The sequence below is a fragment of the Streptomyces sp. NPDC048565 genome (assembly GCF_040650935.1).
In the GTDB taxonomy this organism is placed as follows: Bacteria; Actinomycetota; Actinomycetes; order Streptomycetales; family Streptomycetaceae; genus Streptomyces.
In genome coordinates, this window is sequence record NZ_JBEZIH010000009.1 from 115,998 (window position 1) to 131,399 (window position 15,402).

Sequence of the window (15,402 nt, forward strand, 5' to 3'; positions counted from 1 at the left end):
GGTGCAGGTCAGAACATGATCAGAGCGTGATCAGAGCGTCCAGCGGAGCGGCCCCGAGCCCCGCTCCGAGCCGGGCACGGCCCGCGAGGAAGCCGAGCTCCATGAGCACCGACACCCCCGCGACCTGGGCACCGGCCCGCCGGATGAGCTCCAGCGAGGCACCGGCGGTGCCACCGGTGGCCAGGACGTCGTCGATGACCATGACCCGGTCGTCGGCGGACAGGTCCTCGGCGTGGATCTCGATCTCCGCCCGGCCGTACTCCAGCTCGTAGGACTGCCCCAGCGTGGCGCCGGGCAGCTTCCCCGCCTTGCGGACGGGGACGAACCCGAGCCCGGCCCGGACCGCGACCGGCGCGGCCAGGATGAAGCCACGCGCCTCCAGGCCGACGATCTTGGTGGCACCGTGCCGTACGCACAGCTCCGCGAAGAAGTCGGTGAGCGCCGCGAACGCGACCGGGTCCGCGAGCAGCGGCGTGATGTCCTTGAACAGCACTCCGGGCTTCGGATAGTCCGGTACGTCACGGATCCGGCTGAGCAGGAGCTCCCGGGTGGCGTCGGTGACGCTCGTGCTGGTCATCGGCGGTTCCTCGGGGTGCGGCCGTGACCTCCGGGCTGCCGGCGCTGACCCACGACTGCCCCCGCGGTCTCGGAGGTCGCGGTGTCCTCATCGGACTCGCCGGACTCGTCCGACTCACCTGCCCGGTCGTCGCGCCCGTCCTCGACGGACTCGCCCTTGGCCGCCGCGGCGGCACGCTTGGCGAGGATCCGCTTCTTCAGTGCCTTGATCTGCGGGTCGCGTTCCTTGAGGTCGGCGACCAGCGGGGTGGCGATGAAGATCGAGGAGTACGCACCGGCGGCGAGGCCGACGAACAGCGACAGCGAGATGTCGTTCAGCATGCCGGCGCCGAGGACGCCGCCACCGATGAACAGCAGTCCGGCGACCGGCAGCAGGGCGACGACGGTGGTGTTGATGGAGCGCACCAGCGTGCCGTTGATGGAGCGGTTGGCGATCTCGCTGTAGGTCCAGCGGGTCTGCTTGGTGATCCCCTTCGTGCCCTCCTTGAGGCTGTCGAAGACGACGACCGTGTCGTAGAGGGAGTAACCGAGGATGGTCAGCAGACCGATCACGGTGCCCGGGGTGACCTCGAAGCCGACGAGTGCGTAGACACCGACGGTGATGGTGATGTCGTGGATCAGCGCGACGAGCGCGGCGATGGCCATCCGCCACTCGAAGGCGATGGCCAGATAGATCACCACGAGGACCATGAAGATGCCGAGGCCGGTCCACGCCTTGTTGGCGATCTGCTTGCCCCAGCTGGGGCCGACGAGGTCCGCGTTGATCTTGGCCTCGGGAACGCCGAGGTCCTCGGAGAGCTGGGCCTTGATCGCGTCGGCCTTCTTGGTGTCGACCTCGGTGATCTGGATCCGCAGCCCGCCGTTGCCGAGCTCCTGGACGATCGCCTCGTGGCCGGAGGCCGCGACCGCGTCCTCGTGGGCCTGGCTGACGGACACCTTGGCCTTGGCATCGGTCGTGAAGACGGCACCGCCCTTGAACTCGATGCCCATGTTCAGGCCACTGACGGCCAGGCCGACGATGGCCGTGATGGTGATCAGGATCGAGACGCCGTACCAGATCTTGCGCTTACCGATGAAGTCGTAACCGACGTCTCCACGGTAGAGCCGGGCGCCGAGATTGCCGAGTCGCGACATCTCACGCCTCCTTCGGGTGGTCGGTGCGGACGTTGACACGGCGGGAGCGGCGCAGCGGCGGCTTGGCGCCGAGCCTCTTCGGGTCCAGACCGGACCACGGGTGACCACTGCCGAAGAACTTCGTACGGGCCATCAGCGTCATCACGGGCTTGGTGAAGAGGAACACCACGACCACGTCGAGCAGGGTCGTGAGACCGAGCGTGAACGCGAAGCCCTGGACCTTGCCGACGGTGACGAGGAAGAGCACGGCAGCCGCGAGGAAGGACACGAAGTCGGACACGAGGATCGTGCGACGGGCCCTGGGCCAGGCGCGCTCGACGGCCGGACGCAGCGTGCGGCCCTCACGGATCTCGTCGCGGATGCGTTCGAAGTAGACGATGAACGAGTCCGCCGTGATCCCGATGGCCACGATGGCTCCGCAGACGGCCGGGAGGTTCAGCGCGAAGCCGATGGCCGGTCCGAGCAGGGCCATGATCGTGTACGTCAGGACGCCGGAGACCAGCAGGCTGAGGAGCGCGATGAGCGCCAGTCCGCGGTAGTAGGCCACCAGGTAGATCACGACCAGGGCGAGCCCGATGGCACCGGCGATGAGACCGGCCTCCAGCTGCTCGCCGCCGAGCGCGGCGGTGACGGTGGTGACGGTGTCCTCGCTGAAGGACAGCGGGAGCGCGCCGTAGGACAGGATGTTGCCGAGGTCCTCCGCCGACTGCTGGTTGAAGCTGCCGGAGATCTCGGCGCTGCCGCTGAGCGTCTCGTTCACCTGGGGCGCGGAGACGACCTCACCGTCGAGGGAGATCGCGAACTGGTTCTGCGGGGACTGCTGCGCCGACAGCTTCTTGGTGATCGCCTGGAACTTCTTGGAGCCCTTGTCGGTGAACTCCATGGAGACGAGCCACATGCCGCGCTGCTGGTCGAACTGCGCCTTGGCGTCGTCGACGTCCGTACCGGAGACCTCGGACGGGCCCAGGAGGTACTTGGCGTCACCCTCGGAGCTGCACGCGACCGTGGGGTCCTCGGGCTTGACGCCGTCACCGGCCTTGGCACGGGCGGAGGCGTCGGTGCAGTCCAGCTCGGTGAACTTCTTCTGGAGCGCCGCGGTGGCGGCGTCGGGCGTCTCGCTCGCCGCCGGGGCGTCCGAGGCGGCGCCGGTGCTCGCGGACGGGTCCGGAGTCTCGTCGTCGGCCTTCAGGGCGTCGGTGACGGCACGGCCCTGGGTGGTGGCGGTCGCCGACGGCGTCGTCTTCGAATCGGAGGCTGTTTCCGGGTCGCTCGCCTTCGCACTGGGCGTGGCGCTCGGCTTCCCTGAACCGCTCGCGGACGGGCTGGCGGAACCCTCGGGGGTCGGCTCGCCGCCGGCGACCGTGAGCACGGGCCGGAAGTAGAGCTGGGCGGTCGTGCCGACCTGCTCCCTGGCCTGCTTCGAGTTCGTCCCCTTGGGGATGTTGACGATGATGTTCGAGGGGCCCTGGGTCTGAACCTCGGCCTCTGATACGCCCAGACCATTGACACGGCGTTCGATGATGCTGACCGCGGTGTTCATGTTGGTCTCGTTGATCGCGTCAGGCTTGCCGGGCTGGCTCTTGGCCTTGAGCGTGATCGATGTGCCGCCGGCCAGGTCGATGCCGAGCCGGGGCGTGGTGTGACCGGACAGGAACATCCCGCCGGTCAGGGCGACCATGGCAATCAGGATCAGTACCAGGGCACGGCCCGGCCTGCCCTGTCCACCGGATGAACCCCGGCCTTTCTTCGGTGCTGCCACCTTTTCGTTTCTCCCTGTCCAACCGCCCCGCGCCGGGTATGCGCCCGAGCGGCCACGAAGTGTTGTGGGGACCCGCCCCCGCAGAAGACCGCACGGCCCGTGAGACGCCGGACACCCTGGGGTGTCCGGCGTCTGCGGGTCGTGGAACTACTTCGCGTCGCCCTCGCCGTCGGCCTTGGCTTCCTCGGTCTCGGAACCCTTGACGCCGGCGTCCTTGACCTCGGCGTCCTCGGCCTTCTTGCCCAGGTCGATCTTGGCGTCGTCGTCCGCCGCATCGGCTTCCGCGGGCTCGTCGCCGGTGAGCGAGGAGGCGTCGTCGGGCACGACGGTGCCCTCGGCGTCCAGCTCGTCGTCGCCGTGGACGATGCGGTTGTACTCCGCGTCGTCCAGGACCGCGCCGATGGCGTTCTTCGCGTAGATGGCGTGGACGCCGGGCGCGACCTCGAGGAGAACCGTGTCGTCCTGAATCTCCTTGACGGTGGCGTACATGCCCCCGATCGTCCGGACGCCGGTGCCGGGCTGCATGTCGTTGCGCATCGTCGCAGCCGCCTGCTGCTTCTTCTTGGCGGAGCGGGTCATCAGGAACATGGCCCCGATGAGCACGATGAAGGGGAGGAGGGTCACGAGACTCACGGGACGGAACTTCCTTCGCACGACCACGCTGATTCACGCGGCCTGGTCTACGGGGGTGGGTACACCGACCGGATACGGGCGGCATCGGCGGAGTCTAAGCGAGTCCGCATCATTGGAACAACGTCCAGCATGGCACCCTGGTTCCCCTGCTGGCCAACCCGTGGTGTATCACGCCCCGAACAGGCCCTGTTGTCCCTTTGCGCCCTGCTGCGGAGGTACGAGCCCCAGGTGCGCCCACGCGGCGGGCGTGGCGACCCGTCCCCGCGGGGTCCTCGCGAGCAGCCCTTCCCGCACGAGGAAGGGCTCGGCGACCTCCTCGACGGTCTCGCGCTCCTCCCCCACGGCGACGGCGAGGGTGGAGAGCCCGACCGGACCTCCGCCGAAGAGCTTCAGCAGGGCGCCGAGGACCGCGCGGTCCAGCCGGTCGAGCCCCCGGGCATCGACCTCGTACACCCGCAGGGCCGCGGCGGCGATGTCACGGTCGATCGTGCCCTCGGCCTTGACCTGGGCGTAGTCCCGGACACGGCGCAGCAGCCGGTTGGCGATACGGGGCGTGCCCCGGGAACGTCCGGCGATCTCGGCGGCGCCCGCCGTGTCTATGGTGACGTCGAGCAGGCCGGCCGAGCGGTGGATGACCCGCTCCAGCTCCGTGGGGGCGTAGAACTCCATGTGGCCGGTGAAGCCGAAGCGGTCTCGCAGCGGGGGCGGCAGCAGTCCTGCCCTCGTGGTGGCGCCGACGAGGGTGAACGGGGGCAGTTCCAGCGGGATGGCCGTGGCGCCCGGGCCCTTGCCGACGATGACGTCGACCCGGAAGTCCTCCATCGCCATGTAGAGCATCTCCTCGGCGGGCCGCGACATGCGGTGGATCTCGTCGAGGAAGAGGACCTCGCCCTCCTGGAGCGAGGACAGGATCGCGGCCAGATCGCCGGCGTGCTGGATGGCGGGGCCCGATGTGATCCGGATCGGCGCGCCCATCTCAGCCGCGATGATCATGGAGAGGGTGGTCTTGCCCAGGCCTGGAGCGCCGCAGAGCAGCACGTGGTCGGCGGTGGCGCCCCGGACGCGGGCGGCCCGCAGGACCAGGTCGAGCTGTTCGCGCACCGTCTCCTGGCCGACGAATTCGCGGAGGTCCTTCGGGCGCAGGGCGGCCTCGACCGCGGTGTCCTCGCCGTCCGCCCCGGCGTCCACCAGGCGGTCGTCGAGCCGCTCGTCCGTGTCGGTGAGGTCGGTGAGTTCGCCGGTGTCGGGTCCGGTCTCGTCCCAGTTCATCTCGTCAGCTCTCAGCGTGCGCGGTTGAGTGTCTGCAGGGCGGCGCGCAGCAGCTGCGGCACGGGGGCCTGTCCGCCGTCGGCGACGGCAGCCTCGGCCTGCGGTGCCACCGCGGTCACGGCCTCGTCGGCCTCGCGGGTGGCGTAGCCGAGGCCGATCAGGGCGGCCTGCAGCTGGTCCCGCCAGGAACTGCTGACGGCGGCGCCGATGCCCTGCTGCCCGATGTGCGCGCCGACCGGTTCGCCGAGCCGGTCCTTGAGCTCCAGGAGAAGCTTCTGGGCGCCCTTCTTACCGATGCCCGACACGGCGGTGAGTGCCTTCTCGTCACCGGTGGCGACGGCGACGCGCAGGGCGTCGGGGCTGTGGGTGGCGAGCATCGCCTGGGCGAGCCTGGGGCCCACACCGCTGGCGGTCTGGAGCAGCTCGAAGACCTGGCGCGCGTCGTCGTCCGCGAAGCCGTACAGGGTGAGCGAGTCCTCCCTGACGACCAGGGACGTCGCCAGTCTGGCCTCCTTGCCGATCCGCAGCCCGGCGAGGGTGTCGGGGGTGCACTGGACGGCCATGCCGATACCGCCGACCTCGATCACGGCCGTGGCCGGGCCGAGCGCGGCCACCGGGCCCGAGACGAAGGCGATCATGCGGTACGGCCTTTCAGCGTGCGGTGGGCGGCGACGGCCTGCTGCAGTCGGTTCTGCGCGGGCGCGCGCCAGATGTGGCAGATGGCGAGGGCCAGTGCGTCGGCGGCGTCGGCGGGCTTCGGCGGTGCGTCGAGCCGCAGCAGCCGGGTCACCATGGCCCCGACCTGTGCCTTGTCGGCGCGTCCCGAGCCGGTGACGGCGGCCTTGACCTCGCTCGGGGTGTGCAGGGCGACCGGGATGCCACGGCGCGATGCGCAGAGCATGGCGACGGCGCTGGCCTGCGCGGTGCCCATCACCGTACGCACATTGTGCTGGCTGAACACCCGCTCCACGGCGACGTATTCGGGCCGGTGCTCGTCGAGCCACCGCTCGATGCCCTGCTCGATCGCGACCAGCCGGTGACCGAGCTCCGCGTCGGGCGGGGTCCGCACGACGCCGACGCCGACCATGGTGAGCGGCCGTCCCGCGACCCCGTCGACGACTCCCACGCCGCACCGGGTCAGCCCCGGGTCCACGCCCAACACCCGCATGAATGGGCCCCCTCCGCCGCTCGGTCAACTGTTCCTGCAGGCTATCGGCTTCCACTGACAATGCGACGGGCCGACGGGGTGTGTCCCGTCGGCCCGTCCCGGTCGCCGCGCCTCAGGCGTCGACTTTCTCCATGACCTCGTCGGAGACGTCGAAGTTGGCGAAGACGTTCTGCACGTCGTCGCTGTCCTCCAGCGCGTCGATGAGCTTGAAGATCTTGCGGGCGCCTTCTTCCTCGAGCTCGACCTGCATCGTCGGGACGAAGTTGGCCTCGGCCGAGTCGTAGTCGATGCCGGCCTCCTGCAACGCGGTGCGGACCGCGACCATGTCGGTGGCCTCGCTGAGCACCTCGTAGCTGTCACCGAGGTCGTTGACCTCCTCGGCGCCCGCGTCGAGCACGGCGCCGAGCACGTCGTCCTCGCCCAGCTCGCCCTTGGGGACGATCACGACACCCTTGCGGTTGAAGAGGTACGAGACGGAGCCCGGGTCGGCCATCGAACCGCCGTTGCGGGTCATGGCGACGCGGACGTCGGAGGCGGCACGGTTGCGGTTGTCGGTGAGGCACTCGATGAGCACCGCGACGCCGTTCGGTCCGTAACCCTCGTACATGATCGTCTCGTAGTCGGCGCCACCGGCCTCGAGACCGGCGCCGCGCTTGACCGCGGAGTCGATGTTCTTGTTGGGGACCGAGCTCTTCTTCGCCTTCTGGATGGCGTCGAAGAGGGTCGGGTTACCGGACACGTCGGCACCGCCCGTACGGGCCGCGACCTCGATGTTCTTGATCATCTTCGCGAAGAGCTTGCCGCGTTTGGCGTCGATCACGGCCTTCTTGTGCTTCGTCGTAGCCCATTTAGAGTGGCCGGACATCTGCCTTCTCCTTCGCGTCACCAAAATCGATCCGAACCCGAGAGATCCTACCGGGATCGCATCAGGCCACGGCGCGCACCATATCGGTGAAGAGTGCGTGCACCCGGTGGTCCCCGGTCAGTTCCGGGTGGAAGGACGTCGCCAGAGCGTTTCCCTGGCGTACGCCCACGATATGCCCGCCGTGTGTCGCGAGGACCTCCACGCGGGCGCCGACCGACTCCACCCAGGGGGCCCTGATGAAGACCCCTTCGACGGGTCCGCCGGGCACACCGTCGACGTCCACGGCCGCTTCGAAGGACTCGTTCTGCCGCCCGAAAGCATTACGGCGCACGATCATGTCGATGCCGCCGACCGTCTCCTGGCCCGATCGGGGGTCGAGGATCTTGTCGGCGAGCAGGATCAGGCCCGCGCAGGTGCCGTAGACCGGCATCCCGGCGGCCACCCGCTCGCGCAGGGGCTCCAGCATGCCGAAGAGGACGGCCAGCTTGGACATCGTGGTGGACTCACCACCGGGTACGACGAGCCCGTCGACCGCGACGAGCTCGTCGGGCCGCCTGACCGGCCTGGCCACGGCGCCGGCCGAGGCCAGGGCCGTCAGATGTTCCCGTACGTCTCCCTGGAGGGCCAGGACTCCGATGACAGGGGTGTCGGTCATCGGTGACTACCAGCCGCGGTTGGCGAAGCGCTCACCCTCGGGCAGGGTGTCGCAGTTGATGCCGACCATGGCCTCGCCGAGGCTGCGGGAGGCGTCCGCGACGGTCTTCGGGTCGTCGAAGAAGGTGGTGGCCTTGACGATGGCGGCCGCGCGCCTGGCCGGGTCACCTGACTTGAAGATGCCGGAGCCCACGAAGACGCCCTCGGCCCCGAGCTGACGCATCAGGGCAGCGTCCGCGGGAGTGGCCACGCCGCCGGCGGAGAAGAGCACGACGGGCAGCCGGCCGAGCTCGGAGACCTCCTTGACCAGCTCGTAGGGGGCACGGAGGTCCTTGGCCGCGGCGTACAGCTCGTTGTTGTCGTAGCCGCGCAGCCGGGCGATCTCGTTCTTGATCCGGCGCAGGTGGCGGACGGCCTCGACGACGTTGCCGGTGCCCGCCTCGCCCTTCGAGCGGATCATCGCGGCGCCCTCGGCGATACGCCGCAGGGCCTCGCCCAGGTTGGTGGCGCCGCAGACGAAGGGGGTGGTGAACGCGAACTTGTCGCTGTGGTTGACCTCGTCGGCCGGGGTGAGGACCTCGGACTCGTCGATGTAGTCGACGCCGAGGGACTGGAGCACCTGGGCCTCGACGAAGTGACCGATGCGGGACTTGGCCATGACGGGGACGGACACGGCCTCGATGATCTCCTCGATCATGTCGGGGTCCGACATCCGGGCCACGCCGCCGTCCTTGCGGATGTCGGCCGGAACCCGCTCCAGAGCCATGACGGCCACGGCGCCCGCGTCCTCGGCGATCTTCGCCTGCTCGGCGTTGACGACGTCCATGATCACGCCGCCCTTGAGCTGCTCGGCCATGCCGCGCTTGACGCGGGCGGTGCCGGTGGCCGGGGTCTCGGCGGACTGCGGGGTGCTGGGAAGCGTGGACACGGATGACCTCACTGGAGTGGAGCGGGAGTGGAAAAGGCGTTGCACGGTGCAGATCCGAGCAAACGCTCCCGAAGCAGTCCACAGCAAGGGCCAATGAACACCCCGTGGACCGCTCCGCGCCCCTCCCGGCCGCCGCGCCGGTGAGCTCGTCAGCTGCCGGGCCGGTCCGCCAGGGCGACCGGCGGCGTGTCGTCCATCTCGAACGCCAGCGGGAACGAGGCATGCCCGGCGAGCCGGAACAGCCGCACCGTGCGGTGCCTGCGCAGCGCGCGGGCGGCGCGCACCGAGTCGTTGTGGAAACGGCGTGCCATCGGTACGCGGCGTACGGCGGCGGCCAGTTCCTTCGCCGCGTCCTCACCGCCGGGGAACTCCTTCACGGCCTCGACCTGTGCCGTCTCGCCGAACACCGCCCGCAGGGCGGAGCTCAGCTCACTCTCGGCGACCTCACGCTGTTCCTCCTCCGCCTGCCGCGCCGCGTGCGCGGACTCGTAGAGCACCATCGAAGCGGCGGGATCCAGGACCCCGGACGTGGCCAGTTCCTGGGTGACCGAGGCACGGCGCAGCAGTTGGGCGTCGAGCGCCGCCCTGGCCGCGTCGATACGGGCGTGGAGGCGGTCGAGCCGCCCGGCGGTCCAGCTGAGATACAGGCCGATCGCGAAGAGCGCGACGACGGTCCATACGAGGATTTCGATCACGGGCGGCAAGGCTACCGTCGCGGGGGAACCGGCCGCGCTCAGTCCCTCGCCAGACCGAAGCGCGCGCGGAGCCCCGTGCGTTCGTCGGTGTCCACGGCTGCCGCCCCGTCGGTCACCGTCTCGTACACCGCCAGGATGTCGGCGCCGACCGTCGCCCAGTCGAAGCGGCGCACATGCGCGCTGCCCCGCTCCCGCAGCCCCGCGCGCCGCTCCGGGTCGCCCAGCAGCCGGATCGCGGCCGTGGCCAGCGCGTCCGCGTCCTCGTTGGCGAACAGGTCGCCCGCTGCGCCCTGGTCGAGCACCTGCGCGAACGCGTCCAGGTCACTGGCGAGTACGGGCGCACCCGCCGACAGGGCCTCGACCAGGATGATGCCGAAGCTCTCGCCGCCGGTGTTCGGCGCCAGGTACACATCGACGCTGCGCAGCAGGCGTGCCTTGTCCTCGTCGCTCACCATGCCGAGGAACTCGACGCGTGAGCGCATCTCTTCGGGCAGCGAGGCGACCGCCTCCTCCTCGTCACCGCGCCCCGCCACCAGGAGCCGGGTCTCCGGGCGGGCGGCGAGGATCGCGGGCAGCGCCTTCATCAGGACGGGCAGCCCCTTGCGCGGCTCGTCGATGCGCCCGATGAAGCCGAGCGTGTCACCCTGCCACTCGGCCTTCGGTTCGGCGCGGGCGAAGAAGTCCACATCGACGCCGTTGGGGATGACCACGGCGTCCCCGCCGAGGTGCTCGACGAGGGTGCGCCGGGCGTACTCGCTCACCGCGATGCGCGCGCTGATCTTCTCCAGCGCCGGCTGGAGGATCGGATACGCCGCGATCATGGCCCTGGAGCGCGGGTTGGAGGTGTGGAAGGTCGCCACGATCGGCCCCTGCGCCGCCCAGCAGGTGAGCAGGCCCAGCGAGGGCGAGGTGGGCTCGTGGATGTGGATGACGTCGAAGGTGCCGTCGTTCAGCCAGCGCCTGACGCGCGCGGCGGACAGGAACCCGAAGTTCAGCCGGGCGACCGAGCCGTTGTAGCGGACGGGCACGGCACGGCCTGCGGAGACGACGTACGGCGGAAGGGGCGTCTCGTCGTCGGCCGGCGCCAGGACCGAGACGTCGTGGCCGATGCGGATCAGGTGCTCGGCCAGGTCGCGGATGTGGAACTGCACCCCGCCCGGAACGTCCCAGGAGTACGGGCAGACGATGCCGATCTTCACGGAGCTTCCCCCTGGGGGTCCAGGTCGGAGAGCCATAGCCGCTGCAGCATGTGCCAGTCCTCGGGGTGTTCGCCGATCCCGGTGGCGAAGGCATCTGCCAGCGCCTGTGTCATGGAGGACGTCTTCTCCGCGCGGGTACCTGACTCGGGTACGGCGACGGGGGGATGGATCCGGGCGCCCATCACGGGCGTGCCGTCGTACCAGAGGGTGACGGGCAGCAGCAGTGCGCCGGTCTGCTGGGCCAGCAGTGCGGGGCCGGCGGGCATGCGCGCGATGTCGCCGAAGAAGCTGACCTCGACACCGGAGGCCGACAGATCGCGGTCGGCGACGAGGCAGACAAGACCCCCCGCGCGCAGCCGCCTGGCCAGGGTCCCGAACGCGGCGCCTCCGCTGTGCGGCAGGACCTCCATGCCCAGGCTCTCGCGGTAGGCCACGAACCGGTCGTAGAGCGTCTCGGGCTTGAGCCGCTCGGCGACGGTCGTGAACGGCACCTTCAGGTCGGTGGTGACCCATGCGCCCGCCAGGTCCCAGTTCCCCAGGTGGGGCAGCGCGATGACGGCACCACGGCCGGTGTCCAGCGCCTCGGTGAGCCGGTGGGAGTCCTGCACGTCGATGGAGGCCCTGACCCGCTCGGGGCTCCAGGTCGGCAGCCTGAAGGACTCCATCCAGTAGCGCATGTACGAGCGCATCCCGGCCTTCGACAGCTCGGCGAGCCGGGCGGCGTCCGCGTCGGGCACCACCCGGGCGAGGTTCGACTCCAGCCGCAGCACGGACTTCCCGCGCCGCTTCCACACCTGGTCGGCCAGGGTGCGGAAGAGCGCGGCGGCGGCCGGCTCGGGAAGCTTCTTGACCGCGCCCCAGCCGAGGCCGTAGAGCCCGTCGGTCAGCCGGTCCTTCAGGTCGGACCCGGTGCCGCTCACTGCGCGGCCTCGCTCCCCTGCTCCGCCGTACCCGCCGTACCGCCCCGGGCCGCGGCGGCGTCGGCCTCGGCCGACTCCCTGCGCACGGTCACCACCCGCTGGACCAGCGTCACCAGGCTGCCCGCGGCGACGGCCCACAGCGCGATCGGGAGCAGGATCTGGATGCCCGGCACCCCGAAGCCGTGCAGTCCCGCGAGGCCCGCGGCGACCAGCGAGATCACGAGCCGCTCGGCGCGCTCCACCAGTCCGTTCACCGCGACCGGCAGGCCGATCGACTCGCCCCGCGCCTTCGTGTACGAGACCACCTGGCCGCTGGCCAGGCAGAAGATGGCGACGGCGCACATCATGTCGTTGTCACCGCTGCCCGCGTACCAGAGGGCGAACCCGGCGAAGACCGCGCCGTCCGCCACCCGGTCGAGCGTCGAGTCCAGGAACGCGCCCCACCGGCTGGAGATCCCGGCCTGCCGGGCCATGTTGCCGTCGACCAGGTCCGAGAAGACGAAGATCGTGATCACGATCGTGCCCCAGAAGAACTCCCCCATCGGGAAGAAGACCAGCGCACCTGCCATCACTCCGGCCGTGCCGATCAGGGTGACCGCGTCGGGGCTGACCCCGAGGCGGAGCAGCAGAGCGGCGAACGGTGTGAGGACACGCGTAAAAAATGCACGCGCGTACTTGTTCAGCATGGCCTTCCCGAGGTTCGGTGTGCGCCGGGGCCCTTTCGGCCATCGGCTGGCCCATCGTAGTCACGAGCCGCGGCGTGGGGTGGCGGGGCACCCCGTCCCGCCGGATGTCCCGGGAAGTCATGCTTGGCCGTGTATGACGTATGGACGCCTTCCGGCACGGGTGAAAAGCTCGAACGACCGCGGGCACGGCCAGTACGCCATCTGCGAGATCGAGGTCGAGCCGCTGCCGCCGGGGACAGGCAAGGGCGTACGCGCCCAGGCGGCCCACGGTGTGGCGACCGGGCACCTCGGCCCGCACGCTGGTGCGGGCCGAGCTGCCGGAGATCGAGATCGGCAGGTACACCGTCGACCTCCGCTCCCTGACGCACGGCACCGGACGGTTCGTGCCGGGCGTACGCCCGGCACGACCCATGCCGCCCCAGCTCGCCGACCGCATACGCGAAACACCCGAAACCGCCACAAAAGCCGGACAGTCGATCTGATGTGGCGAGTTCCGCCCGCATCCGCGTCAAGGGCGGGCGGACGCCGCGCCCGGGCGATACCCTGTGGTGTCCCAGCTCAGAAGGTGTGCGACGTACGGTAGTTGGGAACAGCCGCAGGAGCAGACCGTGCGGGCGAGTGGGGGCGACAGTGGCCAACGACGTATTCGATTTCTCTCCCGGAGCACAGATCCCGCTGGCGGGCTCCGGAGCACAGGCGGTGGCGACCAACGCCCTCGCCTCCGCCGCGTACCGCGACAGCGATGCGACGGAGATCCTCAAGGCCAACAGCGAGTGGCACAAGTCCGAGGTGAAGCCGGGCTCGTCCAAGCTGTTCAAGTCCGACTACTTCAAGCCGAATCTGGGCGAGGCGTACTCCAGGGCCGTCCAGGAACGCATGCTCGGCGGCGGCCGGGGCGCGCTCATCCAGTCCTTCGGCACCGACCCGCAGACCGTCGTCGAGCACTGCCTGTCCGCGACCCGGCTGCGCAAGGCGCGCGACACACGGCTGACCCTGATCACCGCCGTCTTCGGCTTCGCCTTCCTGCCCGGCCTGATCCTCTGGGTCCTCGCCTTCCGGCTGCGCGACTTCCTCAACAGGTCCAAGGACAAGGTCTTCCAGGCGCTGGGCGGCGTCCTGCTCGTGGTGTTCGGCGTCATCGCCGCGAACTTCCTGATCGTCATGCCGCTCACCGGCTTCCCGGCCCTCTACCTCCGCGCCGCCGCCATCGCCCCGCTGATCGGCTGGATGCTCGCCAAACGGGTCGCTGAATCCTCGGTCAAGGATCTGCGCGCCCGCTGGGACGGGCTCCTCTCCGGCGGAGGCGTCAGCGCGAAGATCCCCGAGGCCGTACCCAAGAACCCCAACGAGACCGCACGCGAGGCCCTGCGCCAGGGCCTGGAGAAGCTCTCCGCCGAGCAGCAGTCCAACGCCGTCTTCTACGCGGGCCCCAAGGGCATCCTCGGCATGGGCACCCGCTGGGGCAGCTGGCAGCTCGCCGAGGAGCTCGTCCCCGAGGACCCGGCGAAGGAGATCCACCAGTTCCGCAGCTGGGACGTCGTACGCGCCATTCACGACCAGCTGAAGCTGCTGGAGCGCGGCCCGCTGAACACCGGCGGCTTCCCCACACCGTCCGTGAAGCACTGGATCGTCTCCCCCGTCGGCGAGAACGCGGGCTCCGTCTCACGCCCCGAGGGCGAGGACGTCGCCACCTTCCAGATCAAGCCCCACGAGATACAGCGCATCTGCAACCACCAGCAGTTCGGCAGCGGCAACCGGCACTATCTGGGCGTCCAGTTCACCCTCTGGGACGGCCAGCTGGTGATCACGATGCTGATCACGGTCACGGTGCTCCACGAGACGCTGCGCATCGAGGTCACCGGACACGCGCTGGGCCCCGTCCACTCCCTCTTCCTCAGCAAGCCGGCAGCGGCCACCAAGACGGTGAAGAAGGCGGTCAGATTCTGGGAGACCCGCACGGTCAACCTCCCCCTCGTCAAGGCGAGCGAGGTCGTGAGGCTCGCCCTGCGCGCCCCCTTCACCTGGTATCCGCCACTGCTCGACTACCTGGGCGGCAAGATCGTGCTGCCCGAGCCGTTCGGTCTGCGGCACGCCTGGGCGGACAAGCCGTGGGGCCACCGCTTCATGGCCGACGACGCCATGCGGACGGCCACGCCTGTCCTGCGCGTCGTCCACTCGGCGACGATGCGGGTACTCAAGGAGCACGGTGTCGACGTCGAGCGCTTCGACAACCGCTCCATGATCCTCAGCGGCATGGTCCAGGACCCCGCCCCGAAGAAGGCCGACGTCTACGACGCGTGAGCCCACCCGGGGCGGAACCCCCGCTCAGACGGACGACGGCTCGGCCGGCCACACACCGGCCAGCATCGCCCGGGTGTCCCCCAGCAGCTGCGGGAGCACCTTGGTGTGCCCGACCACCGGCATGAAGTTGGTGTCCCCGCCCCAGCGCGGCACCACATGCTGGTGGAGGTGCGCGGCGATACCCGCGCCCGCCTCGGCACCCTGGTTCATCCCGATGTTGAAGCCGTGCGCCCCGGACGCCGCCCGCAGCGCGACCATGGCCCGCTTGGTGAAGTCGGCCAGCTCCGCGGTCTCCGCGCCGTCGAGCTCCGTGTAGTCGGCCACGTGCCGGTACGGCACGACCATCAGGTGCCCGCCGTTGTACGGGTACAGATTGAGCACGGCGTAGACCCGCTCACCCCGGGCGACGATGAGCCCGTCCACGTCGGACTTCGACGGAATCTCGCAGAACGGACAGCCGTCCCCGGCTCCCGGGCCGCTCGGCTTGCTCTCACCCTGGATATAGGCCATCCGGTGGGGCGTCCACAGGCGCTGGAACGCGTCGGGCGTCCCCACTCCGATCTGCTGTTCCGGCTCACTCGTCATGCCCGCCAGCATATTGCGTCACCCCCGCCG

Annotated in this window: 16 protein-coding genes and 1 pseudogene; 2 read left to right on the forward strand and 15 right to left on the reverse strand. The window is 70.0% G+C overall.

Annotated elements, in window-relative coordinates:
• Positions 1-19: 19 nt before the first annotated feature.
• From AB0C75_RS13735 to pgsA, 14 genes are all read right to left on the reverse strand, one after another.
• The gene (locus AB0C75_RS13735; RefSeq protein WP_362890277.1) at positions 20-577 is read right to left on the reverse strand and encodes an adenine phosphoribosyltransferase; all 558 of its coding nucleotides are present in this window, start codon (positions 575-577) and stop codon (positions 20-22) included.
• On the reverse strand, positions 574-1,710 hold the full coding sequence (gene secF, locus AB0C75_RS13740; protein ID WP_362890279.1) for a protein translocase subunit SecF: 1,137 nt from the start codon (positions 1,708-1,710) through the stop codon (positions 574-576). Before secF ends, AB0C75_RS13735 begins: the two co-directional genes overlap by 4 nt.
• Position 1,711: 1 nt before the next feature.
• Entirely contained in the window at positions 1,712-3,469 is a 1,758-nt protein-coding gene (secD, locus tag AB0C75_RS13745) for a protein translocase subunit SecD (protein WP_362890281.1), read from the reverse strand.
• Positions 3,470-3,616: 147 nt separating this feature from the next.
• Entirely contained in the window at positions 3,617-4,102 is a 486-nt protein-coding gene (yajC, locus tag AB0C75_RS13750; protein ID WP_362890283.1) for a preprotein translocase subunit YajC, read from the reverse strand.
• A gap of 168 nt (positions 4,103-4,270) precedes the next feature.
• Positions 4,271-5,371, reverse strand: coding sequence for a Holliday junction branch migration DNA helicase RuvB (gene ruvB, locus AB0C75_RS13755; protein ID WP_362890285.1), 1,101 nt, complete (start codon positions 5,369-5,371; stop codon positions 4,271-4,273).
• Between the two features lie 11 nt (positions 5,372-5,382).
• Positions 5,383-6,009: a Holliday junction branch migration protein RuvA gene (gene ruvA, locus AB0C75_RS13760; protein ID WP_362890287.1), complete on the reverse strand. Its 627-nt coding sequence runs from the start codon at positions 6,007-6,009 to the stop codon at positions 5,383-5,385.
• Positions 6,006-6,539 (reverse strand): crossover junction endodeoxyribonuclease RuvC, encoded by a 534-nt coding sequence (gene ruvC / locus AB0C75_RS13765; RefSeq protein WP_362890289.1) that lies wholly within the window; start codon positions 6,537-6,539, stop codon positions 6,006-6,008. Before ruvC ends, ruvA begins: the two co-directional genes overlap by 4 nt.
• Positions 6,540-6,651: 112 nt before the next feature.
• Positions 6,652-7,404, reverse strand: a complete 753-nt coding sequence (locus AB0C75_RS13770) for a YebC/PmpR family DNA-binding transcriptional regulator (RefSeq protein WP_362890291.1) — start codon at positions 7,402-7,404, stop codon at positions 6,652-6,654.
• Positions 7,405-7,465: 61 nt separating this feature from the next.
• The gene (gene pdxT / locus AB0C75_RS13775) at positions 7,466-8,059 is read right to left on the reverse strand and encodes a pyridoxal 5'-phosphate synthase glutaminase subunit PdxT (protein WP_362890293.1); all 594 of its coding nucleotides are present in this window, start codon (positions 8,057-8,059) and stop codon (positions 7,466-7,468) included.
• Positions 8,060-8,065: 6 nt separating this feature from the next.
• Positions 8,066-8,986, reverse strand: a complete 921-nt coding sequence (pdxS, locus tag AB0C75_RS13780; protein ID WP_362890295.1) for a pyridoxal 5'-phosphate synthase lyase subunit PdxS — start codon at positions 8,984-8,986, stop codon at positions 8,066-8,068.
• Between the two features lie 149 nt (positions 8,987-9,135).
• Positions 9,136-9,681 carry a hypothetical protein gene (locus AB0C75_RS13785; protein ID WP_362890297.1) on the reverse strand — a complete coding sequence of 182 codons (546 nt, stop codon included), beginning with the start codon at positions 9,679-9,681 and terminating at the stop codon, positions 9,136-9,138.
• A 38-nt stretch (positions 9,682-9,719) separates the two neighbouring features.
• On the reverse strand, positions 9,720-10,880 hold the full coding sequence (locus tag AB0C75_RS13790) for a glycosyltransferase family 4 protein (RefSeq protein ID WP_362890299.1): 1,161 nt from the start codon (positions 10,878-10,880) through the stop codon (positions 9,720-9,722).
• Entirely contained in the window at positions 10,877-11,800 is a 924-nt protein-coding gene (locus AB0C75_RS13795) for a phosphatidylinositol mannoside acyltransferase (RefSeq protein WP_362890301.1), read from the reverse strand. Before AB0C75_RS13795 ends, AB0C75_RS13790 begins: the two co-directional genes overlap by 4 nt.
• Complete coding sequence (gene pgsA, locus AB0C75_RS13800; RefSeq protein ID WP_362890303.1) at positions 11,797-12,486, reverse strand: phosphatidylinositol phosphate synthase; 690 nt, start codon at positions 12,484-12,486, stop codon at positions 11,797-11,799. The genes AB0C75_RS13795 and pgsA overlap by 4 nt, the downstream gene beginning before the upstream one ends.
• A 181-nt stretch (positions 12,487-12,667) precedes the next feature.
• Between pgsA and AB0C75_RS13805 the strand changes: the two are divergent.
• Positions 12,668-12,968, forward strand: a pseudogene (locus AB0C75_RS13805) (hypothetical protein); the annotation flags it as partial.
• A gap of 148 nt (positions 12,969-13,116) precedes the next feature.
• On the forward strand, positions 13,117-14,787 hold the full coding sequence (locus tag AB0C75_RS13810) for a hypothetical protein (protein ID WP_362890305.1): 1,671 nt from the start codon (positions 13,117-13,119) through the stop codon (positions 14,785-14,787).
• A 24-nt stretch (positions 14,788-14,811) separates the two neighbouring features.
• On the opposite strand, the gene AB0C75_RS13815 is transcribed toward AB0C75_RS13810, so the two are convergent.
• Positions 14,812-15,384, reverse strand: a complete 573-nt coding sequence (locus AB0C75_RS13815) for an HIT domain-containing protein (RefSeq protein WP_362890307.1) — start codon at positions 15,382-15,384, stop codon at positions 14,812-14,814.
• Positions 15,385-15,402 lie beyond the last annotated feature (18 nt).

Coding starts and splice junctions, on each gene's coding strand:
- pgsA (WP_362890303.1), bottom strand. CDS start 12,486: ATGCTGAACAAGTACGCGCGTGCATTTTTTACGCGTGTCCTCACACCG.
- ruvB (WP_362890285.1), bottom strand. CDS start 5,371: ATGAACTGGGACGAGACCGGACCCGACACCGGCGAACTCACCGACCTC.
- pdxT (WP_362890293.1), bottom strand. CDS start 8,059: ATGACCGACACCCCTGTCATCGGAGTCCTGGCCCTCCAGGGAGACGTA.
- ruvA (WP_362890287.1), bottom strand. CDS start 6,009: ATGATCGCCTTCGTCTCGGGCCCGGTGGCCGCGCTCGGCCCGGCCACG.
- AB0C75_RS13735 (WP_362890277.1), bottom strand. CDS start 577: ATGACCAGCACGAGCGTCACCGACGCCACCCGGGAGCTCCTGCTCAGC.
- AB0C75_RS13815 (WP_362890307.1), bottom strand. CDS start 15,384: ATGCTGGCGGGCATGACGAGTGAGCCGGAACAGCAGATCGGAGTGGGG.
- secF (WP_362890279.1), bottom strand. CDS start 1,710: ATGTCGCGACTCGGCAATCTCGGCGCCCGGCTCTACCGTGGAGACGTC.
- AB0C75_RS13770 (WP_362890291.1), bottom strand. CDS start 7,404: ATGTCCGGCCACTCTAAATGGGCTACGACGAAGCACAAGAAGGCCGTG.
- ruvC (WP_362890289.1), bottom strand. CDS start 6,539: ATGCGGGTGTTGGGCGTGGACCCGGGGCTGACCCGGTGCGGCGTGGGA.